15 protein-coding genes and 1 pseudogene are annotated in these 16,686 nt (G+C 62.9%); 4 read left to right on the top strand and 12 right to left on the bottom strand.

What is annotated here, in order from left to right:
• Nucleotides 1-31: 31 nt before the first annotated feature.
• Nucleotides 32-1,771, top strand: a complete 1,740-nt coding sequence (locus HCN50_RS31485) for a caspase family protein (RefSeq protein WP_171713768.1) — start codon at nt 32-34, stop codon at nt 1,769-1,771.
• Nucleotides 1,772-1,896: 125 nt separating this feature from the next.
• On the opposite strand, the gene HCN50_RS31480 is transcribed toward HCN50_RS31485, so the two are convergent.
• From HCN50_RS31480 to HCN50_RS31455, 6 genes are all read right to left on the bottom strand, one after another.
• Complete coding sequence (locus HCN50_RS31480; protein ID WP_171713767.1) at nt 1,897-3,015, bottom strand: cobalamin-independent methionine synthase II family protein; 1,119 nt, start codon at nt 3,013-3,015, stop codon at nt 1,897-1,899.
• Nucleotides 3,016-3,034: 19 nt separating this feature from the next.
• The gene (locus HCN50_RS31475) at nt 3,035-3,751 is read right to left on the bottom strand and encodes an ABC transporter ATP-binding protein (RefSeq protein WP_171713766.1); all 717 of its coding nucleotides are present in this window, start codon (nt 3,749-3,751) and stop codon (nt 3,035-3,037) included.
• Complete coding sequence (locus tag HCN50_RS31470) at nt 3,744-4,496, bottom strand: ABC transporter ATP-binding protein (protein WP_171713765.1); 753 nt, start codon at nt 4,494-4,496, stop codon at nt 3,744-3,746. The genes HCN50_RS31475 and HCN50_RS31470 overlap by 8 nt, the downstream gene beginning before the upstream one ends.
• The gene (locus tag HCN50_RS31465) at nt 4,493-5,524 is read right to left on the bottom strand and encodes a branched-chain amino acid ABC transporter permease (RefSeq protein ID WP_171713764.1); all 1,032 of its coding nucleotides are present in this window, start codon (nt 5,522-5,524) and stop codon (nt 4,493-4,495) included. The genes HCN50_RS31470 and HCN50_RS31465 overlap by 4 nt, the downstream gene beginning before the upstream one ends.
• Before the next feature lie 7 nt (nt 5,525-5,531).
• The gene (locus HCN50_RS31460; RefSeq protein WP_171713763.1) at nt 5,532-6,401 is read right to left on the bottom strand and encodes a branched-chain amino acid ABC transporter permease; all 870 of its coding nucleotides are present in this window, start codon (nt 6,399-6,401) and stop codon (nt 5,532-5,534) included.
• Nucleotides 6,402-6,529: 128 nt separating this feature from the next.
• The gene (locus HCN50_RS31455; RefSeq protein ID WP_376700347.1) at nt 6,530-7,654 is read right to left on the bottom strand and encodes an ABC transporter substrate-binding protein; all 1,125 of its coding nucleotides are present in this window, start codon (nt 7,652-7,654) and stop codon (nt 6,530-6,532) included.
• Between the two features lie 391 nt (nt 7,655-8,045).
• Between HCN50_RS31455 and HCN50_RS31450 the strand changes: the two genes are divergently transcribed.
• Nucleotides 8,046-8,324: a hypothetical protein gene (locus tag HCN50_RS31450; RefSeq protein WP_171713761.1), complete on the top strand. Its 279-nt coding sequence runs from the start codon at nt 8,046-8,048 to the stop codon at nt 8,322-8,324.
• Between the two features lie 18 nt (nt 8,325-8,342).
• Here HCN50_RS31450 and purU read toward each other — a convergent pair whose 3' ends face one another.
• The gene (gene purU / locus HCN50_RS31445; protein WP_171713760.1) at nt 8,343-9,206 is read right to left on the bottom strand and encodes a formyltetrahydrofolate deformylase; all 864 of its coding nucleotides are present in this window, start codon (nt 9,204-9,206) and stop codon (nt 8,343-8,345) included.
• A 142-nt stretch (nt 9,207-9,348) separates the two neighbouring features.
• Between purU and HCN50_RS31440 the strand changes: the two genes are divergently transcribed.
• On the top strand, nt 9,349-10,194 hold the full coding sequence (locus HCN50_RS31440) for a uroporphyrinogen-III synthase (RefSeq protein ID WP_171713759.1): 846 nt from the start codon (nt 9,349-9,351) through the stop codon (nt 10,192-10,194).
• Between the two features lie 125 nt (nt 10,195-10,319).
• Here the strand turns inward: HCN50_RS31440 and HCN50_RS31435 are convergent, their stop codons facing one another.
• Nucleotides 10,320-11,324: a tripartite tricarboxylate transporter substrate-binding protein gene (locus HCN50_RS31435; RefSeq protein ID WP_171713758.1), complete on the bottom strand. Its 1,005-nt coding sequence runs from the start codon at nt 11,322-11,324 to the stop codon at nt 10,320-10,322.
• A gap of 128 nt (nt 11,325-11,452) precedes the next feature.
• Here HCN50_RS31435 and HCN50_RS31430 point away from each other — a divergent pair, with 128 nt between their 5' ends.
• Nucleotides 11,453-12,373 (top strand): LysR substrate-binding domain-containing protein, encoded by a 921-nt coding sequence (locus HCN50_RS31430; protein ID WP_171713757.1) that lies wholly within the window; start codon nt 11,453-11,455, stop codon nt 12,371-12,373.
• A 488-nt stretch (nt 12,374-12,861) separates the two neighbouring features.
• On the opposite strand, the pseudogene HCN50_RS35065 reads toward HCN50_RS31430, so the two are convergent.
• From HCN50_RS35065 to gmd, 4 genes and pseudogenes are all read right to left on the bottom strand, one after another.
• Nucleotides 12,862-13,296, bottom strand: a pseudogene (locus HCN50_RS35065) (transposase); the annotation flags it as partial.
• Between the two features lie 186 nt (nt 13,297-13,482).
• Entirely contained in the window at nt 13,483-14,463 is a 981-nt protein-coding gene (locus HCN50_RS31420) for a Bug family tripartite tricarboxylate transporter substrate binding protein (RefSeq protein WP_376700344.1), read from the bottom strand.
• Between the two features lie 153 nt (nt 14,464-14,616).
• Entirely contained in the window at nt 14,617-15,570 is a 954-nt protein-coding gene (gene fcl / locus HCN50_RS31415) for a GDP-L-fucose synthase (RefSeq protein WP_283812148.1), read from the bottom strand.
• Entirely contained in the window at nt 15,551-16,636 is a 1,086-nt protein-coding gene (gene gmd / locus HCN50_RS31410) for a GDP-mannose 4,6-dehydratase (protein ID WP_171713755.1), read from the bottom strand. The genes fcl and gmd overlap by 20 nt, the downstream gene beginning before the upstream one ends.
• Nucleotides 16,637-16,686: the final 50 nt, after the last annotated feature.

Here is a 16,686-nt window from a genome sequence, read left to right as displayed (position 1 = left end):
GCTACTTGCGATTGCCAATCATGGGGACCTGATGCGCCGCACAATCCTGCTACTTGCCCTGCTCGCCGCCGCGCTGTGGCCCGCGCCTTCCACAGCCCAGCCGCGCAACCAGCTTGGGCCGCTCTGCACCACGGACACCACGCCCGCCGATCAGCAGATCGACGCCTGCAACAAGATCATCGCGCTGAAGGTGTTTTCCGGCGAGAAGCTCGCGACCATCTATTTCTGGCGCTCGGTCGGCTGGAACAAGAAGGGCAACTACAACCAGGTCATCGCCGACGCCAGCGAGGCGATCCGGCTGCACGCAAGCACCGCTGCGTACAATCTGCGCGGCTCAGCCTACTACGACAAGGGCGAGTACGACATCGCGATTGCCGATTTCAACGATGCGCTGCGCATGGGGCCGCCGAGCGGTATCATCTTCCACAACCGCGGCAACGCCTGGCGCGGCAAGGGCGAATACGCCAAGGCGATCGCCGACTACGACCAATCGATCAAGCTCGGCCCGCCGTCCGCGTTCTCCTGGCAGAACCGCGGCATATCGAAACAGGCGCTCGGCGATCTCGATGGCGCAATATCTGACATCAACGAAGCGATCCGCCTCGATCCGACACTGCCGCAGCCCTTGAGCAGCCGCGCGGTGATCTGGCGGGCGAAGGGTGACCTCGACCGCGCCATCGTCGACAGCACGGAAGCCATCCGTCTGGCCACGGCCAAGGCGCCGGTCAACATCATGACGCCGCCTGGCAGCGTATTGATCTCGGCCTACATCCATCGGGCCCTCGCCTATGAGGCCAAGGGCGATCTCGACCGCGCCAGGCAGGATTACGCTGCAACCCTCGAAGGCAAAGCCTCCGACGCCGGCAGCAAGGCCAATCAGGCGACCGCGAAAGTTCGCCTCTCGTTATTGTCAGAGACGGTATCGCCCGCACCGCGAACGGCAACCGCACCGCCACCGCGGCCAGGCGGCGCGGTGGCGCCAGCTTCGCCAGCGGACGCAGCGCGGCGGACTCCGCCTGCCGCAATGGAGCAGCGTCAGCGCGCAGAGACCGGCAGGCGCGTTGCACTGGTGATCGGCAACGGCGCCTATGCGCATGTCAGACCGCTGCCCAATCCGACCAACGATGCGCGCGCGATGGCAAAAAGCCTGCGCGACATCGGATTCGTGGTGACGGAAGGCACCGACCTCGACCGCATGGCGATGCAGGCAACGATCCGCGACTTCCTGCGCGAGGCGGCGCGGGCGCAGGTGGCAGTGGTCTACTACGCCGGCCACGGCGTGCAGATCGACGGCCGCAACTATCTGGTGCCAATCGATATCCAGCTTCGCCCCGGCAGCGGTGTCACGGAAACCATGATGGACCTGGATACGATCATGGCCGGCCTCGATGATCAGGTCCGCACCAACATCCTGATCCTCGATGCCTGCCGCAACAATCCGATGGCGCCGAAGCTGGCTTCCACCGGTCCGGCCCGTGACATCGAAGTCGGTTCAGGGCTGGCCGCGCCGGCTAGCCTCGGCGCCGGCGCGACGCACGGCGCGGGCACGCTGATCGCCTTTGCGACGGCACCGGGACAGGTCGCGCTCGACGGCGAAGGCGCCAACAGCCCGTTCTCGGCGGCGCTGTCGCGCCATATCGGCACGCCCGGGCTTGAGGTGCAGCAAATGCTGACGCGCGTCCGCGCCGAAGTCTTCGCCGCGACCAAGGGCAAGCAGGTGCCGTGGTCGAACTCGTCGCTGCTGGGCGAGGTTTACCTGGCGGAAAGGTGATTGCCGGTGGTGCCGTCATTCCGGAAATGGTGCGCGAGCACCAGACCCGGAATCTCGAGATCCTCAGATGCGCAACTGCGCATCAGAGTTCGATGCTACGCATCAACCCGGGATGACGCTGCGCGTCATTTCCCCCACACCTCGTTCGCCACTTCCACCGCGAGGCTGAGCTTCGCCCACTGCTCTTCCTCGGAGAGGATGTTGCCCTCCTCGGTTGAGGCAAAGCCGCATTGCGGCGAGACCGCAAGCTGCTCCAGCGGCGCGAACTTGGCGGCCTCTTCGAGGCGGCGCTTGACGTCGTCCTTCTTCTCGAGCTCGCCGAACTTCGAGGTGATGACGCCGACCACCACGACCTTGTTGCCTTTCGGCAAGTAGCGCAGTGGCTCGAAACCTCCGGCGCGGTCGGAATCATACTCGAGGAAATAGCCGTCGTAATTGGTGCCGGCCAGCATGGTCTCCGCGACCGGCTCATAGCCGCCGGAGGAAATCCAGGTCGAGCGGAAATTGCCGCGGCAGACGTGGGTGGTGATCACCATGTCTGCCGGCCGCTCGGCGATCGCATAATTGATGATGCGCGCATAGATCTCCTGCAGACCATCCGGATTGTCGCCGCGCTCGCGCGCCTTCTGCAACTCCTCCTGCGAACAGAGATAGGCCCACACGGTATCGTCGAACTGCAGGTAGCGGCAGCCGGCGTCATAGAACGCCTTCACCGCCTTGCGATAGGTCTTGCCGAGGTCGAGGAAGAATTCCTCCAGATCGGGATAGACTTCCTTGGAGATCGACTTGCGGCCACCGCGGAAATGCAGCACCGCGGGCGACGGGATCGTCATCTTCGGCGTGACATGCGCGGTGTCAGCATGCTTCTTCAGGAAGCGGAAATGATCCAGCATGGGATGGTTGTCGGGAAAGTCGAGCTTGCCGATGACGCGGACGGCGTCGTGGCGGGTCTCGACGCCGGCGAACTGAATGCCAGTTTCGGGGTGGAACAGCTCACAGCCGGTGAGCTTGGCGAGAAAATCGAAATGCCACCAGGAACGGCGGAATTCGCCGTCGGTCGCCAGCTTCAGGCCGATCGAGGCCTGCTTGTGCACGACCTTTTCGATCTCGAGGTCTTCGGCCTTGCGCAGGTCCTCCGGCGTGATCTCGCCCTTCTCCAGCTTGGCGCGCGCTTCCTTGATGCGTGGCGGCCGCAACAGGCTGCCGACCTCGTCGGCGCGGAACGGGGGTTTGGTTCTCTGCATGGTCTCAACTCCCATCAATCTAGTGCGCGGCGGCACCGGCGACGCCGAGATAGCGCTCCAGCACCGCAGGATCGGCCTTCAACGCGCTGCTGGCCGCATCATGCACGATCGCACCGCGTTCCAATATCACAACCCGATCGGCCAGCCCCAGAATCTTTTGTGCGTTCTGCTCGACGATAATCGAGCAGATGCCCCCGGAGCGGGTGATGGTACCGAGCGCTCTTAGCAATTCCTCAACGATGATCGGCGCCAGTCCCTCGGTCGGCTCGTCCAGCAGCAACACCTTCGGATTGAGGGTCAGCGCGCGGCCGATCGCCAGCATCTGCTGCTCGCCGCCGGAAAGCTGGTTGCCGAAATTGTTGCGGCGCTCCTTCAGACGCGGGAACATCTCATAGACCTTTTCCACGGTCCATGCGCCGGGTTGCGCCACCGCGGTCATGTTTTCTTCGACCGTCAGCGAGCGGAAAATATTGCGCTCCTGCGGTACCCAGCCGATTCCTGCCCGCGCGCGCTGGTCCGGACGCATCGCGGTGATGTCCAGCCCGCCAAGGCCAATCGTGCCGCCGAACCGGCGGGTGATGCCGACGATCGAGTTGATCAGCGTGGTTTTGCCGGTGCCGTTGCGTCCCAATAACGCCAGCACCTGCCCTTCCCCGAGTGTCAGCGACATCGAGGGCAGCACAACGGCTTCGCCGTAGCCGGCGCGCAAGGCATCGATCGCGAGAAGATCACGCATCGGCCGCCTCGCCGAGATAGACTGCTTTCACTTGCGGGTCGCGCGCCACTTCGTCGGGCGGGCCCTCCACCAGCATGGCGCCGTTAACCAGCACCGAAATGCGGTCGGCGAAGGAAAACACCAGATCCATATCGTGCTCAATCAGCAGCACGGTAACGTCGCGCGGCAGCGCGGCAACGGCGGCCAGGATATCGTGCCGCTCGCTTTCGGGAACACCGGCGGCCGGCTCATCGAGCAGCAGGACGCGGGGCCGGGTCGCGATTGCCACTGCGATCTCGAGCAGGCGCTGCTTGCCGTAGGGCAGCGTCGCGGTGCGCTCGTTCATCACGTCGAGCAGATGAAAGCGCCCGAGCGTCTCCGCGATCTCCTGGTTGACGTCGCCGCGGGTGCCCATCCGCCGCCACCAGTCGCCGCCGCGGCCAAGCCGCTCGGAGACGGCAAGGCCGACAGTTTCGAGCGGGGTCAGATCGGCATAGAGCTGGTTGATCTGGAACGTGCGCGACAGACCACGCAGCACCCGCTTGTGGACCGCCAGGTCGGTGATGTCATTGCCTTCGAGCAGGATTTGCCCCGCATTCGGCTTGAGCACACCGGTCAGGAGGTTGATGACGGTGGTCTTGCCGGCGCCGTTCGGCCCGATCAAGGCATGGCGGGCGCCCTGCTCCACCTTCAGCGACAGGTCGCGCGTAACCCGCAAGCCACCGAACGACTTTTCCAGACCCCTGGTTTCGAGCGCGATCGTCATGGCGCATCGCTTTCGGGAACGGCAACGCCGGCCTTGCGTCCGAAGATCTGGCGAATGACGAGGTTCGGTCCCCACAGCACCCAGCGATGGATGCGCTCGCGGCCGACCAGCACCATCACCACCAGCACGAGCCCGATCCAGAACAGCCAGTATTGCGGCGTGATGGTCTGAAACAGTTCCTGCAGCATCTTGAACACGACCGCGCCGATCAGCCCGCCATACAGATAGCCGGTGCCGCCGATCACCAGCACCAGCATCAGATCGGCCGAGCGCTCGAAGGCGAACACGTCGAGCGAGGCCAGCGCCGTGGTTTGCGTGAACAGCGCGCCGGCGATGCCGGCATAGAATGCCGCGACCGTATAGATCGCGATCAGGCGGCGGTTGACGGGAACGCCGATCGCCGACGCCCGCAGCGGATTGTTTTTGATCGCGCGCAGCGACAGGCCGAACGGTGAGTTCACGATCCGCCGCGCCAGCAGAAACAGCAGGAACAGCACAATCAGGGAATAGAAGAAGCCGGTCTTGCCGAACATGTCGAAGGCGAACACGCCGAGGATCGGCTGCATCTCGATCCCCTGCAGTCCGTCGGTGCCGCCGGTGATGTTGGAGAAGCGCTCCGCCAGCGCTTCCAGGAGTAGCGCAATGCCAAGCGTCACCATCAGGCGCGTCAGGTCGACGCCGCGGATGACGAGAAAACTGGTGAGGAAGCCGAGCGCCATGGCAATGAGGCCGGCGACGACCAGTGCGATCACCGGCTCGTTGATGATGCCGTGCAAGGCCAGCAGCCCAGCCGAATAGGCGCCGACGCCGAAGAACGCGGCATGCCCGAGCGAAACAATGCCAGCGTAGCCGAGGATCAGATCGAGCGACAGCGTGAACAACGCCAGCCGCAGGATATCGGTCATGATCAGATAACGGGACGGAAACAGGAACGCGCAGGACAGCGCGAGAATCCAGAACGCGATCTCGGCCGGACGCCAGCGGGCGCGAGCGATGGCGTGGGATGAGACGTCGGAGACTGCGGTCATCGCAAGCTCATCGCGCGGCGGCGCGACCGAACAGACCGTTCGGACGCCAGATCAGGATGACGATCATGATGGTGTAGATGACGAAGGGTCCCATTTTCGGCACATAATACTTGCCGGCGACGTCACCGATGCCGAGTAAAAGCGACGCCAGGAACGGCCCGGTGATGCTGGAGGAGCCGCCCACCGTCACCACGATCAAAAAGTAGATCATGAACTTCAGCGGAAAATACGGATCGAGCCCGAGAATCTCGGCGCTGAGCGCGCCGCCGAGCCCCGCCAGGCCGCAGCCGAACGCAAAGGTGAAGGCAAACACCTTGGGTACGTTGATGCCGAGCCCGCCCGCCGCGCGTGGATCGTCGACCGCCGCGCGCAGGCGGCTGCCAAATCGGGTCTTCGACAGGATCAGTTGCAGCGCCACCGTGAGCAGGCCGCAGATCACGATGATCATCAATCGGTAGCGGCCGATGCCGACGCCGAAGAGGTCGAACTGGCCTTCGAGCGCCGCCGGCAGCTTGATGAAGATGCGCGACGATCCCATGATGTAGTCCACCGCCGCCACCGACATGAAGGTCAGGCCGATGGTGAACAGCACCTGATCGAGATGGCTGCGGGTGTAGAGGTGGCGGTAGAGCGTGCGCTCCAGCGCCACACCGATCAGCGCGCTGACGACGAAGGCCAACGGCAGCGCCGAGAAGAACGGCCAGCCCTGGTTATTTACCAGCACCGCGCAGATATAGCCGCCGGCCATGGCGAAGGCGCCATGGGCGAGATTGACAAAATTCATCAGCCCGAGCGTCACCGCCAGCCCGCAGGCCAGCACGAACAGCAGCATGCCGTAGGCGACACCGTCGAACAGGATGGTGAACAGCGTGGTCATGAATTACGCCGGAAGACCTTGATGGGTTGTCATTCCGGGGCAGCGCGCCAGCGCTGAACCCGGAATCTCTTTGCAATAACCTCCAGATCCCGGGTTCGCGCTGACGCGCGCCCCGGGATGACCTTCGGTCACTTCTTCGTCTTGCCGGAATCCTTCACTGCCTCGAAGGTCGCGAACTCGACGTTGTAGAGTTCGCCGTCGACCTTCTCGACCTTGCGGATGTAGATGTTCTGCACGATGTCGCGGGTTTCCGGGTCGATCATGATCGGGCCGCGCGGGCTTTCCCACTTCATGCCCTTCATCGCCGCGATCAGCGCGTCGCCATCGGTCTTGCCGCCGGTCTTCTTCAGTGCCTCGTAGATCAGTCGGATACCGTCATAGCCGCCGACCGCCATGAAGCCCGGGCGCTGGCCGAACGCCTTCTTGTAGGCGGCGACGAATTCCCTATTTGCTGCCGAGGGATGGGCCGCAGAATAGAGATGCGCGGTCACCGTGCCCAGCGCGGCGTCGCCCATGCCGTTGAGCAGGTCGTCGTCCATCACGTCGCCGGGGCCGATCACCTTGATGCCGGCCTTGTCGAGGCCGCGCTCGGCATACTGCTTCATGAAGTTGCCGCCCTGTCCTGCCGGCACGAACACGAAGACGGCGTCGGGTTTGGAATCCTTCATGCGCTGCAGAAACGGTGCAAAATCAGGATTTTGCAGCGGCACCTTCACCTCTTCCACGATCTCGCCGCCGCCGGCGGTGAAGTTCTGCTTGAAGAAGTTCAAGGCGTCGTTACCGGGCGCATAGTCGGAGGTCAGGGTCGCAACCTTCTTGATCCCGTTCTTCGCGGCCCAGTCGCCAATGATGGTCGATGACTGCGCCAGCGTGAACGACGTGCGGACGATGTAGGGCGAACGCTCCGTGATGATCGAGGTGCCCGCCGCCATCACGATTTCCGGAACCTTGGCCTGCGTCGCCAGCGGCGCGGCTGCAAGAGCTGCCGGGGTCACGCCGAAACCCGCGATGAAATTGACCTTGTCATTGACGATCAATTCCTGCGCGAGACGCTTGGTGTTGTCGGGAACCGCTGCGTCGTCCTTGAGGATGACCTCGATCTTCTTGCCGGCGACGGTGTCGCCGTTCTGCTGCATGTAGAGCTTGACCGCGTTGTCGATCTGCTTGCCGGTCGATGCTTGACCGCCGGTCATCGGCAGGATCAGGCCGATCTTGACAGTTTCCTGGCCGTGCGCTGGTGAAAGCGCCAGCATCGCGGCGACGGCGCCTGCGGCAGGCAACATGTGACTGCGAATGAACATGAACGTTTCTCCCCCTGGTCGGTCTTGTGCCTCGAACCGAGTCCCCGGCCCTTGCCGCACCATAGCTCAGTTTCTTCGGCCGAGTAGCGCGGCAACATGGCGTCCTTCGACGCCCCATTGTCAATCGGACGATGGGCGTGCCCGTAAGCTGCGTTACGGCCTCGCCTGCCCGGTAGCAGCGAAAGGTTCTAGGTACTATATCACCATCAAACTTCCCGCCCGTCCGCATTTGTACGATTGTACAAATAAACTGACCCTGTCAACAAAGATGCGCCGTTTCGATCCCGGGGACGGGCGGGCCTAAATCCACCACCTCAAAGGGTAAGTTTGTATCCTGCTGCCGATGCCGACCAGCGCGCGCCATATTGCCACGATCGTCGCCCTTGCCCTCGCGGGCTGCGGGCTGGGCGCTTGTGGAACCATCAATGAGAAACTCGCGGCCGGTGTCAGCGACGCCATTCCGGCGTGGGCCGGCGGCTTGCCTGCAGATGCCCCGCCGCGTCCGGGAACCGCGGAATACGATGAGTTCATGAAGGAGCGCGAGCAAAAGCGACTGTTGCCGGCTTCCGAACGGGGCGAGGAAACGAAGCCCGCGTCTTCATCCCAGGGCGAAACTCGTTAGCGCCGTCGCAGAGCGCGCTCAATCCATGAACACGACCGTCTTGCGACCGTTGAGAATCACACGGTCCTCGAGGTGATGGCGCACGGCGCGCGCCAGCACGCGCCGCTCGATATCGCGGCCCTTGCGCGAGAGATCTTCCGGCGTGTCGCGATGGCTGATGCGCTCGACGTCCTGATCGATGATCGGACCTTCGTCGAGATCGCGCGTGACGTAATGCGCAGTAGCGCCGATCAGCTTGACGCCGCGCTCATGGGCCTGGTGGTAGGGTCGCGCGCCCTTGAAGCCCGGCAGGAAGGAGTGATGGATGTTGATGCAGCGCCCGGACAGTTTTGCCGACATTTCATCCGACAAAATTTGCATGTAGCGCGCCAGCACGACGAGATCGGTCTTGGTGTCCTGCACCAGGTTCCAGACCGCCTCCTCCTGCTCGCGCTTGGTTTCCTTGGTGACGGGCAGATAGTGGAACGGGATCTCGCCAAAATCGAGCGAGCCATAGGTCTCGCGCGGATGGTTGGAGACAATCGCGGTCGGGATCATCTCGAGTTCGCCGGTACGCCAGCGATAGAGGATATCGACCAGGCAATGATCCGACTTGGAGACGAGCAGCATCACCCGCCGGCGGGTGGCGCGGTCGCGCATCTGCCATTCCATGCCGAAGCGATCGGCGATCGCGGTAAAGCCGGTCTGCAGCGCCTGCAATTCGACCGCGAGATCGGCCGCGGTGAATACCACCCGCATGAAGAACTTCCCGGTCTCGACGTCGTCGAACTGCTGGGCGTCCAGGATGTTCTGCCCATTATGGGCCAAAAAGGTCGACACCGCGGAAACGATTCCGGGGCGATCCGGGCAGGACAGAGTCAGGACGAATTGATGATCAGGCATGGCGGGACTTGATTAGAATTCAGGCAGAAGGATGAAACCTCGGATTTGCGGCTCTGCTCTATCACCGCGGAGGTGCTTGCGCCAATCCGGAAACCGGGGTCAGGATGAACAAAGCGCGAAGCAAAAGCGTTGGAGCGAGATCATGGCTGACAGATTGAACGGTTACCGCATCCTGATCCTGGAAACGCGCGAGGAAGCGCAGTTTTCCCGCCTACTCACCGAGCAGGGCGCCGACGTGCTGCAATGTCCGATGTTCACCATCCACGACGCGCCTGACCCGGCGCCGGTCGAAGCTTGGATCAGGCGCTCCATCGAAAAACCGTTCGACGATTTGGTGCTGCTGACGGGCGAAGGCCTGCGCCGGCTGATGAAGGTCGTCCGGCGCATCGGCGTCGAACAGGAATTTGTTGCCTCGCTCGGCAAGGCGCGCAAATTTGCCCGCGGACCAAAACCGGGCAAGGCGCTGCGCGAAATCGGGCTGGAGCCGCAGATGACGACGGAGAAGCCGACCTCCGAAGGCGTCGCTGAAATGCTGTCGCGCCTCGATCTCAACGGTCATCGTCTCGGCCTGCAGCTTTACCCGGACAAGGACCACAGCGTCCTGATCGGCGCGATCAAGGCGCAGGGCGCCGAGGTCGATACCGTGCTCCCCTACACCTATGATGCACAGGCTGCGGACACCAACATCATCGCTGCGATCGACGAGATGGCGTACGGCCGCGTCGACGCGATCGCGCTGACCAATCTCGGCCAGATCCGCCGCCTGATCGAGGTCGCCCGCGCGCGCGGCTGCGAGGATCGGTTACGCGAAGGGCTTGACCGCACACCAATCGCTTCGGTCGGACCGGCAGTGTCGGATGAATTGAAGTCGCACGGCCTGCGCACCGACATCTATCCGGCCGAGGACGCGTTCTTCATGCGGCCACTGATCTCGGCGATGGCGGCAGAGCTAGGCAAGAAGCCGCCGCGGGCGGTGGCAAGAGGCTGACAGACGGCTTGTGGCCGGCTCAACGTCCGCTTTACCGCTGAAGCAGACATTGCGCGCTGATCTGCGCATGTCGGTAAAGGGCCAGAACCGGAAGTGAGCACTACTTGCATCTCAACTGCGACTGGCTAGTTGACCGTGATATTCGCCGCTTTGATCAGCGGCCACCATTTTTCAATCTCGGACTGGTGATGGGCGGCCAGCGCCTCGGGAGTCTGCTGGTCGCGCGGCGGTACATCCATTCCGAGTTCGCTGAAGCGCTGACGCACCGCCGGGTCGGCCAGCGCCTTTACGACCGCCGAGTTGATCCTGGCGATCACGTCCTTGGGCGTGCCTTTGGGCGCCCACAGGCCGTACCAGATCTCCAAGTGGAGCCCAGGCGCGCCTGCCTCGTCCACCGTAGGGATGTCGGGGGCGGACGCCAAGCGTGTCTTCGCTGTGACCGCGAAAGCCTTGAGCAGACCACGCCGCGCATGCGGCAAAGAATTCGATACTTGGTCGACGACGAGGTCGATATGCCCCGCCATGAGGTCCTGCAAGGCCGGGCCGGTGCCGCGATAGGGCACGAACCGGAATTGGGTGCCAGTAATCCTCTGAAAGTACAGTGCGGCGATGTGCGACCCCGATCCGGGGCCGCTGGTCCCCGCCGACGCCTTGTCTTCGTTCGCCTTGAGCCACATGATCAGTTCATTCAGGTCGGTCGCCGGCACAGCGCTCTTGGAGACAATGAGCATGGGATTGCTCGGCAGTAGAGAGATCGGCTCGAAATCCTTCAGCAGATCGTACTGGAGCGGATAGACGGCGCCATTCACGACATGCGTGCTCCAATGGCCGAAGCTCAGCGTGTAGCCATCAGGCGCCGCCCGCGCGACGCGGCCGACACCGATCGAGCCCGCCGCCCCGACAACATTCTCAACAACAATGGATTGGCCCAGCGGGACTCTCATACCCTCGGATAGAATCCTCGCCGCCGTATCGGACGGTCCACCCGCGGCAAACGGCACGACCATCGTGACCGGGCGCAACGGATACATCTGGGCGGATGCGTCTGTGGTGCTGATGGTCGTCGTTGCAACTACAGCCATCATCGCTGCTCCGAGGCCGGGGCTTCCGAGCCAATGGTTCGTATGCATGGTCTTACCCTCCTTCGAGGGACCGGGAACCGGGATTGAAACACAAAGGCTATGCCTCGCGCCGGCAGAAATGAAATACATAGCGTGGCGGGTTGGTATAATCTGCGGTTATGCGGCTGGAAGCACGATTGCGCGCCTTTGCTGCGTTTGCCCGCCGACGCTCGTTCTCGGGCGCCGCACAGGAGCTCCGTATCAGTCAGCCGGCGGTCTCCAAGCACATTGCAGATATCGAGCGCGAGCTTGGCATGTTGTTGGTTGAGCGGCGCACACGTGATGGCACGTTGACCGCGGCTGGAGAGTTCCTCGCCAACCACGTGTTGCGAGCTGAAGGTATCTTGGTGCAGGCCGCGCGTGGCGCCGCCGAATTTTGCAAGCCGGGATCAGGCTCACTGACAATTGTCGCGTCTGGCGTTATCGGCACTTACCTCTTGCCGGAGGTTATTGCGCAGTTCCAGCATGCCTACCCAGGGGCGCGCGTTGCCCTGGAGCTCGGAACGTCGACCACAGCGGTCGAGTCACTCCGCTCTCATCGTGCCGAGCTTGGGTTCATTGGCAGGTACGTGACGGCGCCAGAGATCGAGGCTGAGCCGTTGCTTGAGGACAAGATACTCCTTGTAGGGCCGCCCCGACTTGCCAATGAGAGATTGTCCCGTAACGAACTCCGATCACTGACCTGGATCTCGCGCGAGGAGGGGTCGGCAACACGCGCTCTCGCTGAGGCTGCTTGCGCCGACCTCGGGATCGCGCCGAGGCGACGGCTAGAACTTCCGTCCTGGGAAGCCATCAAGCTCGCGGTACGGCGCGGATATGGCATCGCCGCGTGCAGCCGCTTTGCGGTAGAGGAGGAGCTGCGGGCCGGCTCTCTCACCCTCATTCCCGTTCGCCGGTGGAACGTCCAGAAGACGATGTCAATCATTCGCGTGCGCGACGCGGCCCTCACTCCCTCAGCCGAGCAGTTCCTGAGGCTGCTTCGCGCGCGCTGGGGTCGAATGCCATCGCGGGGCCCGCCACGAAAGCGACGACGAGGTGACCAAAAGAACTCCCGCTGAAGTCTGACTCGAGCACCGCTGCGTTCCAATCATCCGAAAGCGTCGCCTTCGGGTCTTGGTTGTGTAAAAACGTCTTAGCGGAAGCATAGACGCGTCGCGAGCTTGACGACCTGGTGGGGCGCAGTCGTTTTGTCGAGTTTGGCGGCTTTTTCGACATGGAAGCGCTCCTGATGCGGATATGAGCGGTCTTGGGCGGTTCTTCACAGGCAACGAACGCATGTCTGCGATGACTATGCCCTCATCGCCGCCATGAGCGGTTGGATACCCATGATGTTCATGACGCGCGTGAGATTGTAAGCCAGCACATGAAGTGCCATCTCGGCGGCAACCCATGGCAGCGTCTTCATCAAGAAGTGGGTTGCTCCCATCCGGGCCTTGATGGTGCCGAAGGGATGTTCGACCGTCTCGCGCCGCTGGCGCATCTTCTCCGGATGCGCGTCGAGTCGACGCTGAACGGATTCGAGAAGGTGTTCATGCTCCCATCGGGTGCTGCCATCGATCGCAACGCTGGCTTCCTCCGCGAACAGGCCCATGGCGCGGCAGAGCGCAACAAACCGAGCACAGACCAGCCGGATGGCACGGCCGTTGTCCTTGCGGAAATTCGCAATCGTCTTGTGATCGGGAATAAGGCGGCCGGTGAGCCACATTACCTCAACATTGCGTCCGGCCTCACGCTCGAGCCGGCGGCTCGACTGAACCCGGTTGAGGTAGCCGTAGATGTAGAGCTTCAGCAGCACCGACGGATGATACGAAGGCCGGCCCGTTGCCTCGCGATCAACGCCGCCGAATCCAAGCTCGGCCAGATCGAGTTCGTCGACAAAGACGTCGATGACGCGAACTGGATTGTCCTCGCCCCAGTCTTCCACGCATTCAGGAAACAGAGTGCTCTGCCCACGATCCGCACCCTCAATGAAGCGCTTCATCCGATCCCCCACAAATCGTGCGGGAATCATATCGCGCGAATCACGTCAGGCGCAGCGTTTTCACACAACCAGGGTCACTTGCGGACATCACGACGCAGTTGGTCCGCGTCTGCTTCGCGCCCGCAAGCAGACATTGCCGATCGCGGCCACAAATCCTTGCCGCGGCGCGTTGGATGAATTGGCGCCCTAATCCACCTTGGCGCCGGCGAACTTGACCACCTTGCCCCACTTCTCGGTTTCGTCCGCGACCAGCTTGCCGAAATCGGCGGGCGAGCCCGGCAGCAGGATCGCGCCGATCTCGGCAAAGCGCGCCTTTGCCTTGGGATCGGCGAGGATTTCATTGACTGCCTTGTTGAGCCTATCGACGATTTCCGGCGGCGTGCCCTTTGGGGCGGCGAGGCCGTACCAGGCGCTGGCCTCGTAACCCGGCAGATAATCGGCGACCAGCGGCAGGTCCGGCAGCACGTCCGAGCGCGTCGTGCTGGTGACCGCGAGCCCGCGCAGCTTGCCGGATTTGACGTGCTCGGCGCAGGTCGGAAGGTTGTCAAACATCACATGCATCTGGCCGGACAGCATGTCGGTGAGCGCCGGCGCGCCGCCTCGGTATGGCACATGCTGCATGTTGATGCCGGTGAGCATCTTGAACAATTCACCCGACATGTGGATCGTCGAGCCGTTGCCTGACGAAGCCATGTTGAGCTTGCCCGGATTGGCCTTGGCGTAGGCGATCAGTTCGGGAATCGACTTGATCGGTAGTGACGGATGCACCACCACGACATTGGGAAAGCGGATGATGCCGGCGATCGGCTCCATCTCCTTCATGAAATCGAACGGCAGCTTGTCGTAGAGCGTGGCATTGATAGCGTTCGCCGGCGCCACCAGAAGCAGCGTGTAGCCGTCGGGCGCGGCGCGCAGCACCTGCTCGGTTGCGATATTGGTGCCGCCGCCTGGCCGGTTCTCGATGACGAAGGATTGGCCGAGCTTTTCCGACAGCCACTGCCCCATCAGGCGCGCGGTGAGGTCCGCCGAGCCGCCCGGGGTGTAACCGATCACAAGGCGGACCGGCCGCGAGGGATAGGCTTGTGCGCTTGCGATGCTCCACGTGACCGGAAGTGCGGCGGCACCCGCAACGAGCTGCAAGAATTGGCGACGCTGATATTGCATCATGCTTCCTCCGACGATACTGCGCCGGCAGCTCTTGCGGCCGCTCGGCGTGGGCATCCTAGAGCATGATCGGGAAAATTGGGTACCGATTTTCAGCCGGGCAACGCAAAACGCTTTTCGCGTTGATGGTGGCTGACCGTGCTTTCGTTCGGCGAGCTAGACACTCACCGCGTGCTCGCTGAGGTAAGCCTGATAGGCGAGCCTGATGCCATCTTCCAGCTTCGTAGTGGCGCGCCAGCCGAGCCTGGCCAGCCGGCTGACATCAAGCAGCTTGCGCGGTGTGCCGTCCGGCCGCGAGGTGTCGAAACTGATCGCGCCGACATAACCGACAGCCGCTGCGACCAGGCGTGCGAAGTCAGCGATCGTGATGTCCTCGCCGGTGCCGATATTGACCAGCTCGCTATTCGAATAGGTCTTCATCAGATGGATGCAGGCATCCGCGAGATCGTCGACATAGAGGAATTCGCGCCGCGGCGTCCCGGTGCCCCAGACCACGACCTCCCTGGCGCCCGCAACCTTCGCCTCGTGAAAGCGGCGGATCAGCGCCGCGACGACGTGGCTGTATTCGGGGTGATAATTGTCGCCGCTACCGTAGAGATTGGTCGGCATCACGTTGATGAAGTCGGCGCCGTATTGGCGGCGATAGGCCTCCACCATCTTGATCCCGGCGATCTTGGCGATCGCATAAGGCTCGTTGGTCGGCTCCAGCGGGCCCGTGAGCATCGAATCCTCGCGCAACGGCTGCGGCGCCAGCTTGGGGTAGATGCAGGACGAGCCAAGGAACATCAGCTTCTCGGCGCCATTGACATGGGCGGCATGGATCACATTCGCCGCAATCGCCAGATTGTCGTAGAGGAATTCGGCGCGCAGCGTGTTGTTGGCGACGATGCCGCCGACCTTGGCCGCCGCCAGAAACACCACCTGCGGACGTTTGGCGGCGAACCATTTGTCGACCGCGGACTGATCGCGCAGATCGATTTCGCTGCGGGTCACCGTCAGCAGTTCGACGTCCTCCCGCGCCAGCCGGCGCACCAGTGCGGCGCCGACCATGCCGCGGTGGCCGGCGACGTAGACCGTCTTGCCCTTCAGCTCAAACGGAACGCTTGCCATCGGCCGCCTCCCGCCGCGCGTCAGCGAGGTCGCTCGCAACCATCTCCTTGACCATCTGGGTGAAGGAGGTCTTGGGTTTCCAGCCCAGCTTCTCCCTCGCCTTGCTGGCATCGCCGACCAGAAGATCGACCTCCGTGGGGCGGAAATAGACGGGATCGATCCTGACAACCGTCTTGCCGGACTTCCTGTCGACGCCGGTCTCCTCGACGGCCTTGCCGCGCCATTCGATGCGGCGGCCGACTTCGGCAAAGGCGAGCTCGACCAGCTCGCGAACCGAGCGCGTCTCGCCGGTCGCCAGCACGAAATCGTCGGGCTTGTCGGCCTGCAGGATCAGGTGCATGCCCTCGATGTAGTCCCGTGCATGGCCCCAGTCGCGCTTGGCCTCTAGGTTGCCGAGATAGAGCGCCTCGTCGAGGCCAACCTCGATGCGGGCGACGCCGCGCGTGATCTTGCGGCTGACAAACGTCTCGCCCCGGATCGGGCTCTCATGGTTGAACAGGATGCCGTTCGAGGCAAACATCCCATAGGCCTCCCGGTAATTGACCGTGATCCAGTAGCCGTACAGCTTGGCGACGCCATAGGGCGAGCGCGGATAGAACGGCGTGGTCTCCTTCTGCGGCACTTCCTGCACCAAGCCATACAGCTCGGAGGTCGACGCCTGATAGAACCGCGTCTCCTTCTCCATGCCGAGGATGCGGATCGCTTCAAGAAGCCGCAGCACGCCGATGGCGTCGGCATTGGCGGTATATTCCGGGCTTTCGAAGCTGACGCCGACATGGCTCTGGGCGGCGAGATTGTAGATCTCGGTCGGCCTGATCTGCTGCATCAGCCGGATCAGGTTGGTGGAATCGGTCATGTCGCCGTAATGCAGCAGGAACGGTATCTTGCGGGCATGCGGATCCTGGTACAGGTGATCAATGCGCGCGGTGTTGAACGAGGACGACCGACGCTTGATGCCGTGAACCTCGTAGCCGAGGCCGAGCAGATACTCGGCAAGATAGGCGCCATCCTGTCCGGTGACGCCGGTAATCAACGCCACGCGCCGCTTTGAGTCCTGACCCGCCATATCTTCTCCAAACGCTGACGTCGCGGAGCGCATTAGCATTGCGCCGGTGC

Source organism: Bradyrhizobium archetypum, from assembly GCF_013114835.1.
Taxonomy (GTDB): Bacteria; Pseudomonadota; Alphaproteobacteria; order Rhizobiales; family Xanthobacteraceae; genus Bradyrhizobium; species Bradyrhizobium archetypum.
This window is presented reverse-complemented; position numbering and strand designations above follow the sequence as displayed.

What these genes read in the sequence shown, in the direction of transcription:
- gmd (WP_171713755.1), bottom strand. Translation starts at nt 16,636, where the DNA reads ATGGCGGGTCAGGACTCAAAGCGGCGCGTGGCGTTGATTACCGGCGTC.
- HCN50_RS31470 (WP_171713765.1), bottom strand. Translation starts at nt 4,496, where the DNA reads ATGACGATCGCGCTCGAAACCAGGGGTCTGGAAAAGTCGTTCGGTGGC.
- HCN50_RS31460 (WP_171713763.1), bottom strand. Translation starts at nt 6,401, where the DNA reads ATGACCACGCTGTTCACCATCCTGTTCGACGGTGTCGCCTACGGCATG.
- HCN50_RS31485 (WP_171713768.1), top strand. Translation starts at nt 32, where the DNA reads ATGCGCCGCACAATCCTGCTACTTGCCCTGCTCGCCGCCGCGCTGTGG.
- HCN50_RS31435 (WP_171713758.1), bottom strand. Translation starts at nt 11,324, where the DNA reads ATGCATACGAACCATTGGCTCGGAAGCCCCGGCCTCGGAGCAGCGATG.
- HCN50_RS31455 (WP_376700347.1), bottom strand. Translation starts at nt 7,654, where the DNA reads ATGCTGGCGCTTTCACCAGCGCACGGCCAGGAAACTGTCAAGATCGGC.
- HCN50_RS31475 (WP_171713766.1), bottom strand. Translation starts at nt 3,751, where the DNA reads ATGCGTGATCTTCTCGCGATCGATGCCTTGCGCGCCGGCTACGGCGAA.
- purU (WP_171713760.1), bottom strand. Translation starts at nt 9,206, where the DNA reads ATGCCTGATCATCAATTCGTCCTGACTCTGTCCTGCCCGGATCGCCCC.
- HCN50_RS31465 (WP_171713764.1), bottom strand. Translation starts at nt 5,524, where the DNA reads ATGACCGCAGTCTCCGACGTCTCATCCCACGCCATCGCTCGCGCCCGC.
- HCN50_RS31440 (WP_171713759.1), top strand. Translation starts at nt 9,349, where the DNA reads ATGGCTGACAGATTGAACGGTTACCGCATCCTGATCCTGGAAACGCGC.
- HCN50_RS31420 (WP_376700344.1), bottom strand. Translation starts at nt 14,463, where the DNA reads ATGATGCAATATCAGCGTCGCCAATTCTTGCAGCTCGTTGCGGGTGCC.
- HCN50_RS31480 (WP_171713767.1), bottom strand. Translation starts at nt 3,015, where the DNA reads ATGCAGAGAACCAAACCCCCGTTCCGCGCCGACGAGGTCGGCAGCCTG.
- HCN50_RS31450 (WP_171713761.1), top strand. Translation starts at nt 8,046, where the DNA reads ATGCCGACCAGCGCGCGCCATATTGCCACGATCGTCGCCCTTGCCCTC.
- fcl (WP_283812148.1), bottom strand. Translation starts at nt 15,570, where the DNA reads ATGGCAAGCGTTCCGTTTGAGCTGAAGGGCAAGACGGTCTACGTCGCC.